A 17991-nucleotide genomic window follows, 5' to 3' on the forward strand; every position below is an offset into this window, starting at 1 on the left:
TGGAGGCGGCGCCGCGCCTACTGGATCTTGGCGATCGACACTTCCGTCGATTTGACCAGCGCGATGACTTCGCTGCCCACTTTCAGGTCCAGATCCTTGATCGAGCGCGAGGTGATGACCGAGGTGACGATGCCGTGCGGCGTTTCCACGTCCACTTCGGACACGACGGGCCCAAAGATGATTTCCTTGATCTTGCCGCGAAACTGGTTGCGTACATTCACTTCCGAGATAGCCATGATATTTCCTTTGTGCCCGTAATACGCCGTGCGGCGCGACATGGCCAGAGTACGGCGCGCGCGTGGTTTTGACCACGAATCGATGCGCATATCGATATGCGCAAAGTGTGCGGCAGCGCTGGCGCAAGCATATTATTCGCCTATACTCGTTTGCATTGACCAGGAGGTTTGCCATGCGCCCATTGCCTTTGCTGCTGCTGTTGCCCTCATTTGCCGTGCTGGCGCAACCCACTGCCGCCCTGCAGCCGATGGCTTTCCTGGCCGGGCATTGCTGGAAGGGCGAATTTCCTGGTGGCAAGCAGACGGATGAGCACTGTTTCCAGTGGCTGTATGGCGGCCGGATGCTGCGCGACGTGCACACGGTGCGCAGCCCCGGCAAGCCCGATTACGTGGGCGAAACCACGTATTACCACGATGCCGTCGAAGGCAAGGTAGCCTTTCTGTATGTGGAAAACAGCGGCGGCCATAGCCGTGGCACGATGTTGCCGGCGGACGGCGGCCTCGACTTTCCCGCCACGCAGTATGTGGGTGCCAGCGGCAAGGCGCTGACCTACCGCGTGCGCTGGACGCCGTCGGGCGATGCCTACGAGGCGGCCAGCGAGATGCTGGTGGACGGGCGCTGGCTGCCGCAATTCAAGTTGCTGCTGAAAAAGCAGTGACGCGACGGCAATAAAAAACCGGGACTCATCCCGGTTTTTTATTGATGTGGCGCAAGCTTACTTCTGATAAATCTTGTCGAACTCGCCGCCATCGTCAAAATGTTTCTTTTGCGCTTGTTTCCAGCCGCCAAAGACGTCATCGATGGTGAACAGGGTGATCGGCTTGAAGCTGGCTGCGTATTTCTTCGCTACTGCGGCCGAACGGGGGCGCAAATAGTGCTTGGCGACCAGTTCCTGACCTGGCTCCGAGTACAGGTATTGCAGATAGGCCGTGGCTTCCTTGCGGATGCCGCGGCGGTCGACCACCTTGTCGACGACGGCCACCGGCGACTCGGCCAGGATGGAGATGCTTGGATACACGACTTCGAAGTTGTCGCCGAATTCGGCGCGCACCAGTTGCACTTCGTTTTCAAACGTCACCAGCACGTCGCCGATTTTCGCGCTGCGTAAAAGTGGTGGTGGCGCCGCGGCCGCCGCCGTCGAGCACGGGCACGTTCTTGAACAGCTTGGTCACCAGCTCGCGCGCCTGCGCTTCGCTGCCGCCTTTTTTCACGGCATAGCCCCAGGCTGCCAGGTAGGTGTAGCGGCCGTTGCCCGAGGTTTTCGGGTTCGGCACGATGACCTTGATGCCCGGCTTGGCCAGGTCGTCCCAATCCTTGATGTGTTTAGGGTTGCCTTTGCGCACCAGGTACACCATGGTCGAATAAAACGGCGCCGCATTGTTCGGGAATTTCTTGGCCCAGTCGGCCACCACGAGGCCGCGGTCGACGAGGATGTCGATGTCGTTCGCCTGGTTCATGGTCACGACGGACGCTTCCAGGCCATCGGCGACGGAGCGCGCCTGCTTGCTGGAACCGCCGTGCGATTGCTTGATGGTAATGGTTTCGCCCGTCTTGGCTTTCCAATCAGCAACAAATGCGGGATTCACATCCTTGAACAGTTCGCGCATCACGTCGTACGAGGCGTTCAGCAAGACCACAGGTTCGGCGGCGCTGGCGGCCATCGGCAGGCTCATGGCGGCAGCGGAAGCGGCCAGGGCGCTGGCCAGGAACCAGCGGCGCGAGCGTTGGGTGAGTGTCGCTGCGGCAGTCGATACGGCGTTGGAATGGGTCATGTTGAACTCTTGTTGTGAGAATAGACAGTCATAGTCTAAAATTCCGGCCGGAAAAGAAACGAATTTTTCGTAATATGCTTAGATCCGATTCCCGTTTGCGCTAAAAAACAGATATCGATTTCTGGAAACATTCGTGGGCAAGATGCGCATCAGCACTTAGTCTGCAGGCATGGCGCCATAGGCAAATCCGCCCCGTGGCGTGGCGCGAAAAAACCCGATTGCGCCGCTTGGTGTATAGTCGAATCGCGCGATACAGGGGTAAAACCGCCTGCATCGGCAACTGGAATATTTTGTGAGCGTACATGAGTCTTGAAATTCGTATTGCAACATCGACGACGACGCTTTCGAGGCGTGCAATGTATTACGACGCTCCATCGTCGAATGCTGCAGCCTCGATCATCGGGACGATCCGGCCATCCTGGAAGCCTGGCTGGGCAATAAAACACCGCAGATGGTGGCGTGCTGGTTTGCGTCGCCTACCAATTTTTCGCTGGTCGCAGTCGAGCAGGGCGCCGTCGTCGGCGTCGGCCTGCTGACGCGCGCCGGCAAGCTGGCCCTGTGCTACCTGCTGCCCGAGGCGCAAGGCCGGGGCGCCGGCAAGGCGCTGGTGGCGCAGCTGGAAGCGCAGGCGCGCGAATGGGGCATCAAGGCCCTGCAACTGCACAGCACGGCCAGCAGCCAGGCCTTTTTCGTCAAGCAGGGCTATATCGAGGCGGGCAACGTGCGCTCGCCGTATGGCGTGGAAACGATTTTTTGCTGGAAACAGATTGATCCCGCGGGTCTCGCTAGCGGCGACCCCAAGCGCAAGCGTTTTTGCAACTGCAATTCGGCCTGACGGCTTTTCTGCACTTCAGCCCGCCCATCCGGCGGCGGGCCATTTCCTTCCTTTGAATATTTCCCTTCAGTAACTGATCTGGATATACACGCCTTGTTGCGCGCCATCGCTTGCCTGCAGCAAGGTGCCGTTCGCAAACAGTTTCAGTTCGCCGGGCGCGAATGCCAGCCAGTCCTCGTTTTGCGTCAGCGGGTGCGTGGCGATGACGGCGATACGGTCGTCCAGGTGGTTGTGCTGGCGAAAATCGATGCTGCGCTCGCAGTCGATCAGTTGCGCCACGGAAAACGGGTATTCGCGGATCACATAGTGCAGATGCGTGGAGCAGTGGGCAAACAGCAGTTCGCCGTCCGACAGGATGAAATTGAACGTGCCGTGCGCGGCGATTTCCGTGGCGACCTCGGCGATGGCGGCGCGCAGCGCGGCGCGCGCGGGTTCGCCGGCGGGAAACTGCGCGCGCAAGCGGGCCAGCAGGTGGCAGAAGGCCTGTTCGCTGTCCGTGTCGCCGCTGGCGCGGTAGTGGGCATTGGCGGGGGCGCGCCACGTCTTGAGGTCGCCATTGTGGGCGAAGGACCAGGTCTTGCCCCACAGTTCGCGGGCGAACGGGTGGGTATTTTCCGGCGCGATGCGGCCCTGCGTGGCCTTGCGGATGTGGGCGACGATGTTTTTCGCCTTCACGGGATGCCGCTGCACCGTGGCCGCCAGCGGCGAATCGATGGCCGCCAGGTGATCCGTCAGCAAGGTGCAGCCGCTACTGGAATGATAGGCGATGCCCCAGCCGTCGCGGTGCTCGTCCGTGCGCCCGCCCCGCTCGGCAAAGCCGGCAAAGGAAAAGCCCAGCGCGGCCGGCTTGCTGCTGTTCATTGCGAGTAACTGGCACATGGCGGCCCTTCCTGATGGTATCGGTACATGACCACAGTAAAGGCCGGGGCAGGGCGCTGGAACGAATGTTTCCAACTATTGATATGCGCTGGCCGTTGCCGTGACCTTATTCGCTGGACGCATATCAAATGGCGAAACCATTCGTTCTCCTTTGGTTCGACCTGCCTTAGTCTGCACACTTTGGCGCCGCCTGCCCCACGAGAGCCGGCGGCGCAGCCCGATGAAGGAGCACGTATGCCATTTCCCGTCCTGAAAAACTACCTGGCCCGTTTGTCGCACCAAACCCAGGCCGGCACCAGCGTCTGGCTCGACGGCGAGGGCAGGGCGCTGGGGCGTTTTTTCAATTGCACCATGACCAGCGCCTTCCAGCCGCTGCGCGAACTCGACAGCGGCAAGCTGGTGGCGTTCGAGGGGCTGGCGCGCAGCGTGTCGAAGGCGGACGAGGGCTTGTCGCTGTGGCGCCTGCTCGATCACGCGGCCAGCGACGACGAATCCGTGGAGCTGGACCGCCTGTGCCGCATGTTGCACGCCATTAATTTTTTCCGGCAGGCGGAAGCGGAGCAGTCCGACCTGTACCTGAACGTACACGACCGCCTGCTCAGTGCCGTCAGCAGCAATCACGGGCACGCCTTCCAGCGCATCCTCGACGCGCTGGGCTTGCCCATCGAGCGCATCGTGCTGCAATTGCCGACGGTCACGCCGAACCAGGGCTGGCTGCTCAACTACGTGGCCGACAATTACCGGCGCAACGGTTTCCGCCTGGCCATCAACGTGGCCAGCGTGCAGGAGGCCACGGGCATGCTGGAGCGCCTGCACCCGCATGCGTTCAAGCTTGATGCGGGCAACCTCAGCGACGAGCAAGCCGTTGCCAGCTTCGTCACGGTGTGCCATGCGGCGAAGATCCGCGTCGTCTTCAAGCGCCTCGACACGCCGGCCGCGCTGGCCGCGCTGCAGCGCGTCGCCGCCATTACGGGCTTGCCCATCGTGGCCCAGGGTTATCTGCTCGACAAGCCTTTGACGGCGCTGGCGCAGGCAAATCGGGACGTTGCCGCCACCGCCTAGGGGGCCAGATGTCGAAATGAGGGCGGCACGATAGGCATTGAGGGTTTTTCTTCGCAGCACAATACGCTATAGTATTCCCATCGTTACATTGGACTGACTATGGCATCGCGCAGAAATTTTCTACACCACGGTATGGGCCTGGCCGCGCTGGGCCTGGTAGCCACCCCGCTCATCGGCTGCGCCTCGCGCACGGCCGCTCCCGCCTCCGCTTCGGCCAGCGCCAAGCCGCGCGCCCCGCGCACGGGCGTGCCGCCCCAGCCCACGCAGCTGGCCAGCGTCGACCGCTCGATCACTTCGCAGTCGCGCCAGGCGATCACGGAAATGGAACCGCCACCCGACATCTTCGATGCCCAGGCGCTGGACCTGGAATTCTGGCTCAAGCCCCGCACCCTGGAAGTGGTGCGCCCGGCCAGCAATGAAAAAGCGAAATTGCTGTACTGGAAAGATGGCGAAGTCATCGATTCGGCCTACCAGGAACTGTGCCACTTGCTGCGCGACGTGAACGGCAAGAAGACGGCCCCCATCGACCCGAAACTGCTGGAAACCCTGTGGGGCACGCAAGCGTTCGTGGCCCGCTACGGCATCGAGCAGCCGCTGGAAATCCTGTCGGGCTACCGCACGGCCGAATCGAACGGCAAGCTGCGCGAAGCGGGCGTGCCGGCCGCGCGCCAGTCGCTGCACATCTCGGGCCGTGCCGCCGACATCCGCGTGGCGAATCTGAACGCGGAAGTGCTCGGTTCGCTCGTGCGCAGCTTCAAGCAGGGCGGCGTGGGCTTCTATTACCGCTCCGGCCCCCGTGGCGGCTGGATACATGCCGATACGGGATTGCAGCGCGTCTGGAAAGGTTAAACACCTGACCAAACCTCGCTTGGCGCGCTTTGCGGCTTGCGATGCTCGCTGTGCTATAGCACAGCTGCGCTTCTCGGCCACAAATCACTGTCGCTCGCTACGGTTTTGTCAGGCGTTTGTTTGATCAGTCATAGTGATACGGCGGCTCCGGCACGCTATCGGTGCCGGCGCGCCGCCATGCGTCGAAATTCACGGGGCGCCCCCAGAAAATGCGCCAGCCCTGGCGCTGGCTGGCCTGCACCTCCGGGTGCGCCTGCAGATAGCCGTCGATAAAGCGCGTAAAGTCCGATACATAACCGCTGCGGCGGTAGGGAAGTCGATGCGGCATGGCTGCTCCTTTCTTGCCTGGCCTGGCTTTTGACCTCTGGCGCACGCAAAAGTGCCGCGCTCTCTTCCATGAAACTCTCCAGCCATAACATCGAACTGTTCCTGGCCGTCGTCGACGGCGGCTCGTTCTCGGCCGCCGCGCGCGCCTTGCGCCGGGCGCCGTCGGCCGTCAGCATGGCGATGGCCAACATCGAGGCGGAACTGGGTATCGCCCTGTTCGACCGGGGCGCGCGCGAAGCCGTGCCCACGCCGGCCGCGATGGCGCTGCTGCCCCACGCGCGCCTGATCGCCGAGCAGCTGAAACAGTTGCACCTGCACGTGCAGGAATTGTCGCAGGGGCTGGAAAGCCGCATTTCGCTGGGCATCGCGGCCGAACTCGACCATACGCCCTTCCTCGCTGCCGTGCGCGCGCTGTCGCAGCGCCATCCGCTGCTCGACATCGAGGTGCTGACGGCGCCGCAGGACGACGTGCTCGACATGCTGCACCGGGGCCGCATCAGCGCCTGCATGGCCTTCGCTGGCGGGCGCATCAATCACGAGGAACAGTTCCAGCTGGTGGGCAGCGATGCCTTGCTGGCGATTATTTCCACCCAGCATCCGCCCGACGCGGCGGGCCGGCCCCTGTATATCGAGGAATTGGTGAATTTGCGCCAGATCATCGTCGCCAGCCGCGAACTCGACCTGGCCGATGCGCGCCCCGTGGTGGGCTTGTCTTACTGGCGCACCGACAGCTTGCCGATGGCGCTGGCGATGGTGGAAGCAGGTTTGGGCTGGGGCAACTTTGCCGCCTCGGCCATCGCCCATTCTCTGGCGGCGGGGCGGGTGCGCCGCGTGGCGTTCAAGAATACGGGCAATGGCCTGGTCGTGCCCATCCACCTGGTGTGGATGAAGGACCGGCCGCTGGGCATGGCGGCGCGGTCCTTTCTTCAGTTGCTCAGCGAAGCGGCCTGAACGTCTGCAGGCTCTTCCTTCGGCTGCTGCGCCGACAGGGGCACGCCGAACAGGCCGTCGAAGAAGTAGTTGAAGATGAAGCTGTAGCAGGGAATGATCAGCATCAGCGCGAAATCCAGCACGAACGCTTGCCACAGGCTGATGTCGAGCCACCAGGCGATCAGCGGGATCAGGTAGATGACGAGGGTGATCTGGAAACCGATCGCATGCAGGATGCGGCGCCAGACCGTGCGCGTGCGCGACACTTGCCGGATTTCCCAGTATTCGAAAGCCGTGTTGTAGAGCAGATTCCAGATCACGGCGATGGTGGTGATCATGATGGCCAGCGGGCCCGTGCTGGTGGGCGATTCGCCCGAAAGCAGGGTCAGCCAGGCCGTGGAAATGGCCATGCCGATGATTTCAAAGGCCGTGACGTAGACGATTTTGTTTTTGATGCCTTGCATGTAAAACCTGTAAAGAAGAGATGGCGCGTATTTTAAGTCAGTCATGCTGATGTTAAAAGTTAATAGCTGTCAGTTTTTCTGATACATTGATGCGCGTAATCGCATGTTGCCCAGGAACGGGGGATAATGGCGGCTGGCGGGCGAACGCTCCCCTGCATCACCGCAGAACATCACCGCAGAACATCACCGCAGAAAAGGCAACGAGCATGCAAGGCGCAGCAGACAGCAACATCCCCGACACCCCCGCCAGCGCGGACGAACGTCCCCGTTTCCGCCCCCGTCCGTGGGAACACCTGGAAACGCCGTACGACGTGGAAGTGTGGATCGAAGAACATAACCGCAGCATGCAGGACAATATCCGCGCCACGGAAACGGGCGTGGGCATCTGCTTTACCCTGGCAGAAGGGGGCGATATCTATATGCAGACCAGCGCCGACGGCGCCGTCGTGCTCGACGTGACGCCGGACGCGGCCTGGGTCGCTCCCCTGATCAGCGCGGCCACGGGCTGCGAGACGCCGGACTCGTCACTGTGGATATTGCCTGACGATAAGCTGATTCAGCTCATCGTGGGACTGTCCAGTCTGGTCGCCAGCACTTTGCTGGTGGTCGGCCATGATTTCGGCTTGCGCCGGCGCGGCATGGGGCTGGGCCGCTGAGCGGCTTGTTGCAGAACAGTTATCCATGGCAGGCATGGCTCGACACTGCGCGTGGCGCGTGCTAGTCTCGCTACTGCACCCACCTTGTTGCCTGGGCGGCGGTGCAAAGGACAGCCATGGACACACCACCGCTAGCGGTACCTGCTCCGGATTCCTCCCCGCGCGTCCACGACGGCGTGCCGCGGCATGCCGCGTCCCTGCTTGATGATGGCGTCTTCAGCCCGGAGCGGGTGAAGGCCGAACGCGAGCAAGCCTATTTCAACGATTTATACCTGCTGGCGCCCGTCGCCTATTTCGTGCTCGGCCTCGATGGCGCGATCGTGCAAGTCAACCTGGTGGCGGCCGAGCTGTTCGGCCTGGCGCGCGAGCGCCTTGGCCACGTGCTGTTCCGTTCCTATGTGCACGAAGCCTTCCGCCACGATTACGAGCGGTTCGTGCAGCGCGTGCTCAATAGCAGCGAGCCCGAGCGCATCCAGCTGCAGGTGCAGCTGCCGCCGCCGCGTCCCGGCGCGCGCGAGGCCGGCTTGCCCGTCAGCCTGCTGGGCAGCGCCGATCCGAATGGCCAGGCGCTGCGCCTAGTGCTGGAGCAGGCCGAGGGCAAGCTGGCCGTGCTCGAACGCAGCGAAGAGCGTTTCCGGCGCATCGTGCACAGCGCCGAGGAAGGCATCTGGGAAATCGATGCGCAGGCGCTGACCAGCTTTGTCAATCCGAAGATGGCGCACATGCTCGGTTGCCGGATCGAGGATATGCTGGGCCAGCCGCTGGCCGCCTTCATGGATGAGGAGGGGCGCGCCATCCTGGAGCGCAACATTGCGCGGCGCCAGGATGGCATTGTCGAGCGGCACGAATTCAAGTTCCTGCGGCGTGACGGCAGCACCCTGTGGGCCACCCTGGCCACCAATCCCATCTTCGACTCCGGCGGCAGCTATCTGGGCGCGCTGGCGCTGGTCAGCGACATCACGGCGCAGCGCGCGGCGTCCGAGCGCATCTGGCGGCAAGCCAATTTCGACCAGCTGACGGGCTTGCCGAACCGCCACATGTTTCTCGACCGCTTGCAGCACGAGGCGGCCCATGCCAAACGCGAGGGCGGGTGCCTGGCCCTGCTGTTCATCGACCTCGACCATTTCAAGCAGGTGAATGACCGCCTGGGCCACGAGAAGGGCGACATGCTGCTGCGCCAGGCGGCACGGCGCATCAGCGAGCACGTGCGCGCCACCGATACGGTAGCGCGCCTGGGCGGCGACGAATTCACCGTCATCCTGGCCGGCGTGGGGCAGCTGGGCGGCATCGAGCGCGCGTGCTGCAGGAGCTGACGGCCGCGCTGGCCCTGCCTTTCCTGCTTGACGGCGACTCGGCGCAAGTGTCGGCCAGCGTGGGCGTGGCACTGTATCCGGCCGACGCCGAGGCGCCGGACGCCTTGCTGCGGCATGCCGACCAGGCCATGTATGCGGCCAAGAGCGGGGGGCGCAACGGCTACCGCTATTTCACGCCGGCCTTGCAGCAGGCTGCCGAACTGCGCCGCAACATGGTGCGCGAGATGCGCCTGGCGCTGGCGCAAGACCAGTTCGAAGTGCATTACCAGCCCATCATCCGCCTGCTCGATGGCGCCATCGAGCGGGCTGAAGCGCTGCTGCGCTGGCGCCATCCGCTGCGCGGCTTGCTGGTGCCCGCCGACTTCATCGCCTTTGCCGAGGCGAACGGCCTGATCGTCGATATCGGCGAATGGGTGTTTCGCCAGGTCGTGCGCCAGGCGCGGCAGTGGCAGGACGAGCTAGGCGCCGTATTCCAGATATCGATCAACAAGTCGGCCGTGGAGTTCCGCTGCGACGCCGCGCTGTACCAGGACTGGGGCAATGCCCTGGCGCGGGCGGGCCTGGCGCCGGGCGCCATCGTCATCGAAACCACGGAAGCGGTGCTGCTCGACGAGGCGCGCCAGGTGGCCGACCGCCTGCGCCAGTTCCGCGCCATGGGCCTGGCCCTGGCGCTCGACGATTTCGGCAGCGGCCAGGTGTCGCTCGCGTGCATCAAGAAGGCTGATATCGACTTTCTCAAGATCGACCGCTCGCTGGTCGCCGAACTGGGCCGCGACGGCGCCGGGCAGGGGCTGTGCGAAGCGATCATTGCACTGGCGCATCGGCTGGGGCTGAAAGTCGTGGCCGAAGGCGTGGAGACGGCGCCGCAGCGCGATGTGCTGCGCGCCGCCGGCTGCGATTATGCGCAGGGATACTTCTTTTCCCGCGCGCTGCCGGCGCAGCAACTGGCCGCCTTGATCGCGGCCTGACAAGGGATGCTCAAGGCACGGGGGATGCTCAGGACACGGCGGCGCGGCCCAGGCCCATCCTCAGCTTGTTGCGCCAGGCACGCACGGTGCGGCTGACGGTCTGTTTCACGTCAAAGGCGATACTGCCGCCCAGCACCTGGCGCAATTGCCTTGCCTGCTTCTTGCGGAACTCGCTGCGTTCCTGTGCCGCGGCGGCATCGCGCCCGCCCTGGCTGTCCCGGGGGAGCGGCATGGCCGCCAGCACGTCCTGCCACGGATGGAAGAGCGCCCCCAGCAAGGTCGCCCGGATTTCCTTGCGCAGCCGGCGGCCCTGCAGCAATGGCAGATTGTAGGTGTCCTTGACGATCCCGATGAAGACGTGGCACAGCGCCACGTCGAAATACAGGCGGCTGCCGGCGTTCAGGCCGCTCTCGGCAAAGTGGCGGCGCGCCGGCAGCAGGGCGGTGGACAGTTCGCGGAACGACTTGACGCTGCTTGTCTTGCTGATGCTGCCGTCGCGCTGGCGGTAGTTGATAATGCAATGCGGCAAATAATACAGGTTGTCGCAGCTGTCGAGCAGTTGCGGCAACGCAGTCACATCTTCATAGACGCGCCCTTGTGGAAAGACGGGGGCCGTCTGCCGCAAGTAAATTTCGCGTCGGAAAATCTTCGACCAGACGAACATATGACATTCGTCAAAATAGGTATTGAGTATTTCGTCTTTACTTGTCGTCAAGACATGCGGCGCAAAGGCCGTGGTGATCCGCTTGTTTTTCGACTCGCGTTGCGGATACCAGAATTGCAGGTCGCAGGCGATGACATCGGGGCGCGCTTGACGTATCACGTCATCGAGGGCATCGAGGGAAGCGGGCAGCAGGATGTCATCGCTGTCGACGAAGGCGATATAGTCGCCGCGTGCCAGCGCCAGGCCCTGATTGCGGGCCGCTGCGACCCCCTGGTTGCTTTGCTCGAAGATAGTGATGCGCAAGTGTTCGAACTCTTGCTGCAAGCGCCGCAGCTCTGCCAGCGTGCTGTCGCTGGAGCCATCATCAATGACGATCAGCTCATGGCATGGCCGCATTTGCGTGGCAATGGCCACGATGCTGGCGCGAATATAGTCTTGGACATTGTATGCAGGAACAATGAGGCTTAGCGAGATGGTGTCGGTCATGGATAGGTGCGCAATGGAAGTGGCGCTATCTTGACTGAATTTCTTGTTTTTGTGAAATGAAATTTCCTGCCGTAACTATTGATGCCGCATGCGTCCGGCAATTGCGCCGCCGGACCAGGCTTATTCCAGGCCCAGCAGGGCGACGACTCGTTCGCGGCTGATGCCGACCAATGCCGAGCTGATCGCCAGCAGCGATTCATAGCCGGGCTGGCTGGCCTTTTCCGTGAAGTTTTCCGCCAGGGTATCCATGCTGACGGCCACTTGCACCGGTTGTGCGCGGGCAACCCTTCCCGTGGCTTGCGCCAGGGCCAGGCTGACGGCGCTGCGCGCCGCCTGCAACTGCGCCAGCGCCTGCACCACTTGCTGCAAGGTGGCGCGCAGGGCTTCCGTGTCGCCCGTATGCCATTCTTCCGGGGCGATGGCGGCTGGCTCCACATCCGTGCGCACGCGGCTCATCTGGCCCGTCGGATAGCGGATGCCGCTGCCGCGCACGGACAGGCTGTCGCGCACGTTGGCCCAGGCGGCTTCCGAGGTGCTGAACACCAGCTCGCCATTCTCGCCCAGCTTCACGCCTATGCCTGAGGGCATCAGTGCGCGGTCGAAGCGGGAGACGATGTCGTTCGCGCTCAGGCCAGGTTCGATATTCACCGAGCGCAAGGCCTGGTTCGCGCCGCCGACGGAAAAGGCCAGCACTTCCTGCGGGCCTTCCTGCAGGCTGGCCATGGTCAGGCCGCGGATGCTGAAGTTCTGCTGTGCCGCCTGCGGGCTGGTATAGCTGAGCTGCGCGTCGAGCGTGCCGCCCGAGGCGCTGGCGCGCTGGCGCCAGGTATTGCTGAATTGGCGTACTCTTGCCTCGACTTGCCCCTCGCGGCCCTGGCGCGCGGCCAGCTTGGCCGCCGCCAGTTCGCTTTTCAGCGCTTGCAGCTGGCTGCTGCTGCGTTCCAGGTAGTCGAGGGTTTGTTGTGCGTTGGAAATTTCCCCCTGCAACTGGTGATCCCAGTTGCTCAGGCCACGCTGCAGGCTCGCCGTCGAACTCCTCGCTGCCGGCGCCTCGCTGCGCGCGCTGGCGCTGCCTTTGACTGCGGCGGACGCGTCATCGACGACGCGGGCGGTGCCGGCGCCTTTGGCGGCAACGCCGGAAGAGGAGGAGGTCTGAACGATTTGCATGATGGTCAGAGAAGATCAAACAGGGAAATGGTGCCAACCTTGGCGTAAGCCTTGTATGTTGCCTGCAGGGCCGTCTGGTAGCCGGTCAGGTCGATGGCGGCCGCGCCCATGTCGGTCTTTTTCAGGTCCAGCAGGGCCGAATTGTTCGACAGCGAGACATTGGCCAGGTTGCCGGAGAGCGTAGTGAGGATGTTTTGCGCGCCGCCGAAGATGGCGATCTTGCCGGAAAGCAAATCCATGCCATCATCGGTGCCGCCGAGGCCGTCGCTGACGATGGCGCGCACGGCAGGGTCGTTGGGATTGACGCCCGGCGCGCTGAGGGTGGCGATGACCTTATCGATCTTGTTCAGCCACACCTCCAGGTTCTTCACGTCGACGTTGGCCGCCTGCGACACGCCGTTGCCCACCACCACGGTTTGCGTGCCGGTATTGCCGATGTAGCTGTAGCGCGAACCGGCGTTTGCCGCCGAGTCGTATTTGATCGCGGGCTGGTCGGTAGCGGTGCCGGAAAACATGTAGCGGCCTTCCTGGTCCTTCAGGTTGGCCGTGTACAGCACGCTGTCGCGCATGGCGGTCAGCGATTGCGTCATCGCATTCAGGTCGCCGGGCGTGTTGCTGCCGTCGGCGGCCCACACCAGCAGGTCGCGCGCCTCGCCCATGTCGGTGACCATGCTCGACAGGTAGTTTTCGTTTTTCAGCAGGCGCACTTTGACCGTGGCGATATTGTCCTGGTACTGGGTCACCATGGCTTGCTCGCGCGTCAGGCGCGAAATGCGCACGTTGCCGATCGGATCGTCCGATGGCAGCTGGATGCGCAAGCCCGACGACATCTGCTGCGTCAGGAAGTTGATGCGTTCCTGGTTTTGCTGAAGCGAAATATTGATCAGCGATTGGTACTGGCTGCTGGCGACACGCATGATCTTCTCCTTAACCCATCATTTGCAAAGTGGCATCAAACAAGGTATTTGCCACGGAAATGACTTTCATGTTTGCCTGATACATATTCTGGAATTCGACCAGGTTCATCGCTTCCTCGTCCTTGTTCACGCCGCTGGTGGATTTCCAGTCGTCGATGGCTTGCGCGCGCACCGTGGTGGCCGTTTTCAGCAAGGCCTGGTTCTGCTGGCTGTAGATGCCCAGCTTGCCGACCAGCTGCGTATCCGCGTCGCTCATCAAGACATCACCCACCCAGCTGACGTTGATCGATTGATTCTTGATATCGATCAATTTTTGCAAGTTGCCGCTGTCGCCGGCGGCGCCCGTCAACGACAGGGCCAGATCCTTGGCGTTGAAGCCTGGAGTAATGCTCAGCTTGCCATTCGCGTAGGCCAGCAGTGGACCACCGGGGGTGCCAGCCATGGTTTTTCCCAGTGCCAGCTGTGCGTTGACCTTGCTGGTCAGCTGGGTGGCCATGTCTTGCAGCGACTGTTGCAGCGGTTTCAGGGTATTCTTTTCGAATTCGCCCAGGCCGCCCATCTGCCCGCCGATGGCTGCCAGATCGAGGGTGTACGTCGACTTGGCGAAATCAAGGCTCAGGGTTTGCTCGCCCGAGTTCGTCATGGTGCTGGTCAAGGTGCCGGCCAGGCTGCCGATGACCAGCGGCTGGCCAGACTTCAGCGAGACATTGCGCGAGCCGTCCGGCTGGTCGAGCACGTCGATGCCCATTTGCGAGGCCAGGCCATCGATCAGCTGGTCGCGTGCATCCATCAGCGACGACACGTTCGTGCCCGAGGCCGTGGAGGCGCTGATGCGCTGGTTCAGTGCGGCGATATTGGCCAGGGCGGTATTGGCTTGCGGCACGATCGCTGCGCGTTGTTGCTGCACCGACAGCAACTGGTTGCCCATGACGGTGCTGATGCTGTTGAAGCGCTGCGCCATGGCGTCGGCGGAGGTGATGATCTGCTGGCGCAGCGGCGTCGAGGTCGGGTCGACGGCCGAGGCGTTGAGGGCGGCGAAAAAGCCGTCGATGCCGTTGCTGATGCTGGAGGCATCGTCGCCCATCACGCGTTCGAGCTGCGTCAGATAAGGCTGGGTCTGCGAACGGGCGCCCTGGTCGGACGCGGCGCGCCACATTTGCTGGCTTTTATAAGCATCGGCAAAGCGCAGCAGGGCGGACACTTCCACGCCATTGCCGGCCGAGCGTACGCCGGCGCTAGCGCCAAGCGAGGACAACAGCACGCCTTGACGGGTATAGCCCGCCGTTTGCAGGTTGGCGATGTTCTGGCTGGCCGCATTGAGTGCGGCCTGGGCGGCGATGCTGCCTGACAATGCATTGCTGATGATGCTCATTGGGCAAGTTTCTTTCGTGAAGAGTGTGGCGCATGCGGGTGGGCAGGCATTGAATCGTTGTTACCTTGTACAGGCGACGCTTCAGGCCGATTTATTAAGCGGCGCTGCAATATTGTCGGTTTTGACAGCGCTTTTGCCAGTGACGTTGGCCGAAACGGGTGCGCTGGCCGCCGGCAGCAGCTGGCGCAGGATGGCGTCGGCGATGCCGAAGGCGCGCTGGCCGGCCATCTTGTCGGCCACCAGGTTGTCGGCCATTTCCAGCATGTCGCTGTTGATGGGGTCCTTGAAGACGCTGTCCTCGCCCGCCATCTCGCGCGTGCCTGAACGCATCTGGCGCAGCATGTGCGAGATGAAGAAGGCTTCGAACTTGACGGCCGCCTCGGTGGCCTTGGCCGCATAGCGGGGATCAGCCGGCGTGGCGGCGGCGGGGGTCTTGTCGTCGAGCGCCGAAGGCAGGGCGCTGCTGCTGTCATTTATATTAAGCATCAGATAACCACCAGTTCGCCTTCGATGGCCCCGGCCTGGTCGAGGGCTTGTAAAATTGCCATGATGTCATCGGGCGAAGCGCCCAGGCTGTTGACCACGTCGATGATCGATTGCAGCTTGGCGCCGGCCGGCCATTTGAACATATTGCCGTTGCCCTGGTCGACGGACACCTTCGATTGCGGCGTGACGGTGGTCTGGCCGCGGCCGAACGGCGCCGGCTGGCTGACGGCCGAACTCTCGGAAATGACCACTTTCAGCGAGCCGTGCGTGACGGCGGCCGCTTTCACGCGCAAGCCTTCGGCGATGACCACGGTGCCGGTGCGCGAATTGAAGACCACTTTCGGCGTGTCGACGCCCACATCGACGCTCAAGGCTTCCAGCTTGGCCATGAAAGCCACGCGCTGGGTCGGGTTTTCCGGCGCCAGCACGTCCACGCTGGTGGCGTCGGCGTGGTGGCGACGGCGCCGAAGCGGCGGTTCACGGCTTCGACGATATTGATGGCCGTCTCGAAATGCGGGTGGCGCAGGTTCAGGGTGACGGAAGGCTTGGTGGAAAAGTCGCTGAGAATCTCGCGCTCGATGTTGGCGCCGTTGGGAATGCGGCCCGAGGTGGGCGTATTCACGGTGACGGACGAGCCGCTCTTGCCGGTGGCGTTGAGGCCGCCGACGACCACGTTGCCTTGCGCCAGCGCATACGTTTCATTGTCGGCCGCGCGCAGTTGCGTCAGCAGCAAGGTGCCGCCGCGCAAGCTTTTCGCATCGCCCAGCGAGGAGACGGTGACGTCGATGGACTGGCCACGGCGGTATCCAGGCGGAAACACGGCGCTGACCATGACGGTGGCGACGTTCTTGCTTTTCGCTTCGGCGCCATCGGGCATCTTCACGCCGAACTGCTTGAGCATGTTGACCACGGACTGGCTGGAAAACTTCACCTGGGTGGTGTCGCCGCTGCCGTTCAGGCCCACGACGAGGCCATAGCCGACCAGCGGGTTGTCGCGCACGCCCTCGATGCTGACCAGGTTGCGCAGCACTTGCGCGGCGCTGGCGGGCAGGGCTAAGCCGGAGAGCACGGCCAGCATGGCTGCCAGGGGCAGGGCGGAACGAAATTTCATGAGCTCACCTTAAAACGGCATCCATGGGCCGACGAAGAAGCGCGTCAGCCAGCCTGGTGTATTGGCTTCGGCCAGGGTGCCCTGGCCGGAATAGGCGATTTGCGCATTGGCGATGCGCAAGGACGATACCTGGTTGTTGGAATCGATGTCGGCTGCGCGCAGGTAGCCGCGCAGGCGCACGAATTCCTCGCCCTGGTTCAGGGTCAGCGTTTTTTCGCCCTGTACGCGCAGCAAGCCGTTCGGCAGCACTTCCTGCACGATCACGGTGATGGCGCCGGACAGCGCATTTTGCTGCGTGCTGGTCGAGTCGCCGGCGAAGTTGCGGTCGGCCGACAGGTCGATGCCCGTCTTGGGGAAGGTCTTGCCGAGGATGTTGGCCGCATTCACGCCGACGGAGGAACCCTTGTTGAACGACGTGCCGGCCTTCTTGCTCGCTTGCGTGGTTTCCTGCAGGGCCACCGTGACGACGTCGCCCACGCGGAAGGCGCGGCTGTCCGAAATCAGGTCCAGTCCCGCATCGGGATTGAAGACGCCGCCGCCCACGCCGCCGCGCGCAGCGCTGCGCGGCGCCACGGGCAGCGGCGTATCGGAAAAGCTGGGCGCCACTGGCGCGGCCGGCTGGCTGGCGCAACCGGCGATCGACACCAGCAGCAGGGCCGCCGTGGCTTTCATGGCGACCGTCATCAGCGTGCCGCTTGCGCCAGGTATTGCAGCATATTGTCGGCGGCCGACAATACCTTGGTATTCATTTCATAGGTGCGCTGGGCCGCGATCATGTCGACCATTTCTTCCACCACCTGCACGTTCGAGCCTTCCAGCGCGAACTGTTTCAGCTTGCCCAGGGCGCCTTCGCCGGGACGGCCTTCCGTTGGCGTGCCGCTCGATGCCGTTTCCTGGAACAGGTTTTCACCGAGTGCCAGCAAGCCCGTCGGATTGACGAAGCTGGTCAGGTTCAGCTGGCCCAGCTGGGTGCCGTTGACATTGCCCGGCACGGTGGCCGTAACCATGCCGTTTTCGCCGATGGTGATCGCCGTGGCATTGTTCGGCACGGTGATCTGCGGCACCAGCGGCAAGCCCTGGGCGTTGACCATCACGCCGTTTTCATTGATGCCCAGCTGGCCGGCGCGCGTGTAGGCCGCTTCACCGTTCGGGCGCAGCACTTGCAAAAAGCCGTTGCCGGTGATGGCGACGTCGAATTCGCGGCTCGTCGTTTGCAGGCTGCCCGTGGTAAACACCTTTTGCGTGCCCACCATGTGCGTGCCGTTGCCCAGCTGCACGCCCGACGGCGACAGGGTATTGTCGGCGCGCTGCGTGCCCGGCTGCTGTTCGACCTGGTAAAACAGGTCTTCGAAGACGACGCGGTCGCGCTTGAAACCAACGGTATTGACGTTGGCCAGGTTGTTCGCGATGGCTTGCAGTTTGGCATCTTGCGCCTGCACGCCGGTCTTGCTGATCCACATTGCTGGATTCATGATTTACTCCTGGTAATTGGTTGG

At 63.0% G+C, this 17991-nt stretch carries 19 protein-coding genes and 2 pseudogenes; 8 read left to right on the forward strand and 13 right to left on the reverse strand.

Annotated elements, in window-relative coordinates; all coding sequences use genetic code 11:
• Positions 1-17 precede the first annotated feature (17 nt).
• Positions 18-236: a TOBE domain-containing protein gene (locus ACQVLG_RS20180; protein ID WP_034757699.1), complete on the reverse strand. Its 219-nt coding sequence runs from the start codon at positions 234-236 to the stop codon at positions 18-20.
• A gap of 173 nt (positions 237-409) precedes the next feature.
• Here ACQVLG_RS20180 and ACQVLG_RS20185 point away from each other — a divergent pair, with 173 nt between their 5' ends.
• The gene (locus tag ACQVLG_RS20185; protein WP_474290778.1) at positions 410-895 is read left to right on the forward strand and encodes a hypothetical protein; all 486 of its coding nucleotides are present in this window, start codon (positions 410-412) and stop codon (positions 893-895) included.
• Positions 896-952: 57 nt separating this feature from the next.
• On the opposite strand, the pseudogene ACQVLG_RS20190 reads toward ACQVLG_RS20185, so the two are convergent.
• Positions 953-1910, reverse strand: a pseudogene (locus ACQVLG_RS20190) (sulfate ABC transporter substrate-binding protein).
• Between the two features lie 550 nt (positions 1911-2460).
• On the opposite strand from ACQVLG_RS20190, the gene ACQVLG_RS20195 reads away from it, so the two are divergent.
• Positions 2461-2844, forward strand: coding sequence for a GNAT family N-acetyltransferase (locus ACQVLG_RS20195; protein ID WP_474290779.1), 384 nt, complete (start codon positions 2461-2463; stop codon positions 2842-2844).
• Between the two features lie 66 nt (positions 2845-2910).
• Here the strand turns inward: ACQVLG_RS20195 and ACQVLG_RS20200 are convergent, their stop codons facing one another.
• A complete protein-coding gene (locus tag ACQVLG_RS20200; RefSeq protein ID WP_230541871.1) occupies positions 2911-3723 on the reverse strand; it encodes a class II glutamine amidotransferase in 813 nt (270 codons plus the stop codon).
• A gap of 234 nt (positions 3724-3957) precedes the next feature.
• On the opposite strand from ACQVLG_RS20200, the gene ACQVLG_RS20205 reads away from it, so the two are divergent.
• Positions 3958-4785: an EAL domain-containing protein gene (locus ACQVLG_RS20205; protein WP_474290780.1), complete on the forward strand. Its 828-nt coding sequence runs from the start codon at positions 3958-3960 to the stop codon at positions 4783-4785.
• Positions 4786-4884: 99 nt separating this feature from the next.
• Positions 4885-5634: a YcbK family protein gene (locus ACQVLG_RS20210; RefSeq protein ID WP_373633025.1), complete on the forward strand. Its 750-nt coding sequence runs from the start codon at positions 4885-4887 to the stop codon at positions 5632-5634.
• A 124-nt stretch (positions 5635-5758) separates the two neighbouring features.
• On the opposite strand, the gene ACQVLG_RS20215 is transcribed toward ACQVLG_RS20210, so the two are convergent.
• The gene (locus ACQVLG_RS20215) at positions 5759-5962 is read right to left on the reverse strand and encodes a DUF3460 family protein (RefSeq protein ID WP_474290781.1); all 204 of its coding nucleotides are present in this window, start codon (positions 5960-5962) and stop codon (positions 5759-5761) included.
• 68 nt (positions 5963-6030) lie between these two features.
• Between ACQVLG_RS20215 and ACQVLG_RS20220 the strand changes: the two genes are divergently transcribed.
• The gene (locus ACQVLG_RS20220) at positions 6031-6912 is read left to right on the forward strand and encodes a LysR family transcriptional regulator (protein WP_474290782.1); all 882 of its coding nucleotides are present in this window, start codon (positions 6031-6033) and stop codon (positions 6910-6912) included.
• Here the strand turns inward: ACQVLG_RS20220 and ACQVLG_RS20225 are convergent.
• Positions 6888-7355, reverse strand: coding sequence for a PACE efflux transporter (locus tag ACQVLG_RS20225; protein ID WP_474290783.1), 468 nt, complete (start codon positions 7353-7355; stop codon positions 6888-6890). The two genes, ACQVLG_RS20220 and ACQVLG_RS20225, sit on opposite strands and share 25 nt — an antisense overlap.
• A gap of 206 nt (positions 7356-7561) precedes the next feature.
• Between ACQVLG_RS20225 and ACQVLG_RS20230 the strand changes: the two genes are divergently transcribed.
• From ACQVLG_RS20230 to ACQVLG_RS20240, 3 genes are all read left to right on the forward strand, one after another.
• The gene (locus ACQVLG_RS20230; RefSeq protein WP_230541875.1) at positions 7562-8011 is read left to right on the forward strand and encodes a hypothetical protein; all 450 of its coding nucleotides are present in this window, start codon (positions 7562-7564) and stop codon (positions 8009-8011) included.
• 116 nt (positions 8012-8127) lie between these two features.
• A complete protein-coding gene (locus ACQVLG_RS20235) occupies positions 8128-9324 on the forward strand; it encodes a diguanylate cyclase domain-containing protein (RefSeq protein WP_474290784.1) in 1197 nt (398 codons plus the stop codon).
• Positions 9309-10292, forward strand: a complete 984-nt coding sequence (locus tag ACQVLG_RS20240; RefSeq protein WP_474290785.1) for a putative bifunctional diguanylate cyclase/phosphodiesterase — start codon at positions 9309-9311, stop codon at positions 10290-10292. The genes ACQVLG_RS20235 and ACQVLG_RS20240 overlap by 16 nt, the downstream gene beginning before the upstream one ends.
• A 28-nt stretch (positions 10293-10320) precedes the next feature.
• Here the strand turns inward: ACQVLG_RS20240 and ACQVLG_RS20245 are convergent, their stop codons facing one another.
• From ACQVLG_RS20245 to flgG, 8 genes and pseudogenes are all read right to left on the reverse strand, one after another.
• Complete coding sequence (locus tag ACQVLG_RS20245; RefSeq protein ID WP_230541877.1) at positions 10321-11442, reverse strand: glycosyltransferase family 2 protein; 1122 nt, start codon at positions 11440-11442, stop codon at positions 10321-10323.
• A 120-nt stretch (positions 11443-11562) separates the two neighbouring features.
• The gene (locus ACQVLG_RS20250) at positions 11563-12609 is read right to left on the reverse strand and encodes a hypothetical protein (RefSeq protein WP_474290786.1); all 1047 of its coding nucleotides are present in this window, start codon (positions 12607-12609) and stop codon (positions 11563-11565) included.
• Positions 12610-12614: 5 nt separating this feature from the next.
• Entirely contained in the window at positions 12615-13526 is a 912-nt protein-coding gene (flgL, locus tag ACQVLG_RS20255) for a flagellar hook-associated protein FlgL (RefSeq protein WP_474290787.1), read from the reverse strand.
• Positions 13527-13536: 10 nt separating this feature from the next.
• The gene (gene flgK, locus ACQVLG_RS20260; RefSeq protein WP_230541880.1) at positions 13537-14898 is read right to left on the reverse strand and encodes a flagellar hook-associated protein FlgK; all 1362 of its coding nucleotides are present in this window, start codon (positions 14896-14898) and stop codon (positions 13537-13539) included.
• A gap of 81 nt (positions 14899-14979) precedes the next feature.
• The gene (locus tag ACQVLG_RS20265) at positions 14980-15384 is read right to left on the reverse strand and encodes a rod-binding protein (RefSeq protein ID WP_474290788.1); all 405 of its coding nucleotides are present in this window, start codon (positions 15382-15384) and stop codon (positions 14980-14982) included.
• A pseudogene (locus ACQVLG_RS20270) lies at positions 15384-16495 on the reverse strand (flagellar basal body P-ring protein FlgI). Before ACQVLG_RS20270 ends, ACQVLG_RS20265 begins: the two are co-directional and overlap by 1 nt.
• Positions 16496-16504: 9 nt before the next feature.
• Positions 16505-17179, reverse strand: a complete 675-nt coding sequence (flgH, locus tag ACQVLG_RS20275; RefSeq protein WP_474290789.1) for a flagellar basal body L-ring protein FlgH — start codon at positions 17177-17179, stop codon at positions 16505-16507.
• Positions 17179-17967: a flagellar basal-body rod protein FlgG gene (gene flgG / locus ACQVLG_RS20280; RefSeq protein ID WP_170909686.1), complete on the reverse strand. Its 789-nt coding sequence runs from the start codon at positions 17965-17967 to the stop codon at positions 17179-17181. Before flgG ends, flgH begins: the two co-directional genes overlap by 1 nt.
• Positions 17968-17991 lie beyond the last annotated feature (24 nt).

The organism is Janthinobacterium sp. TPC_1, from assembly GCF_056037845.1.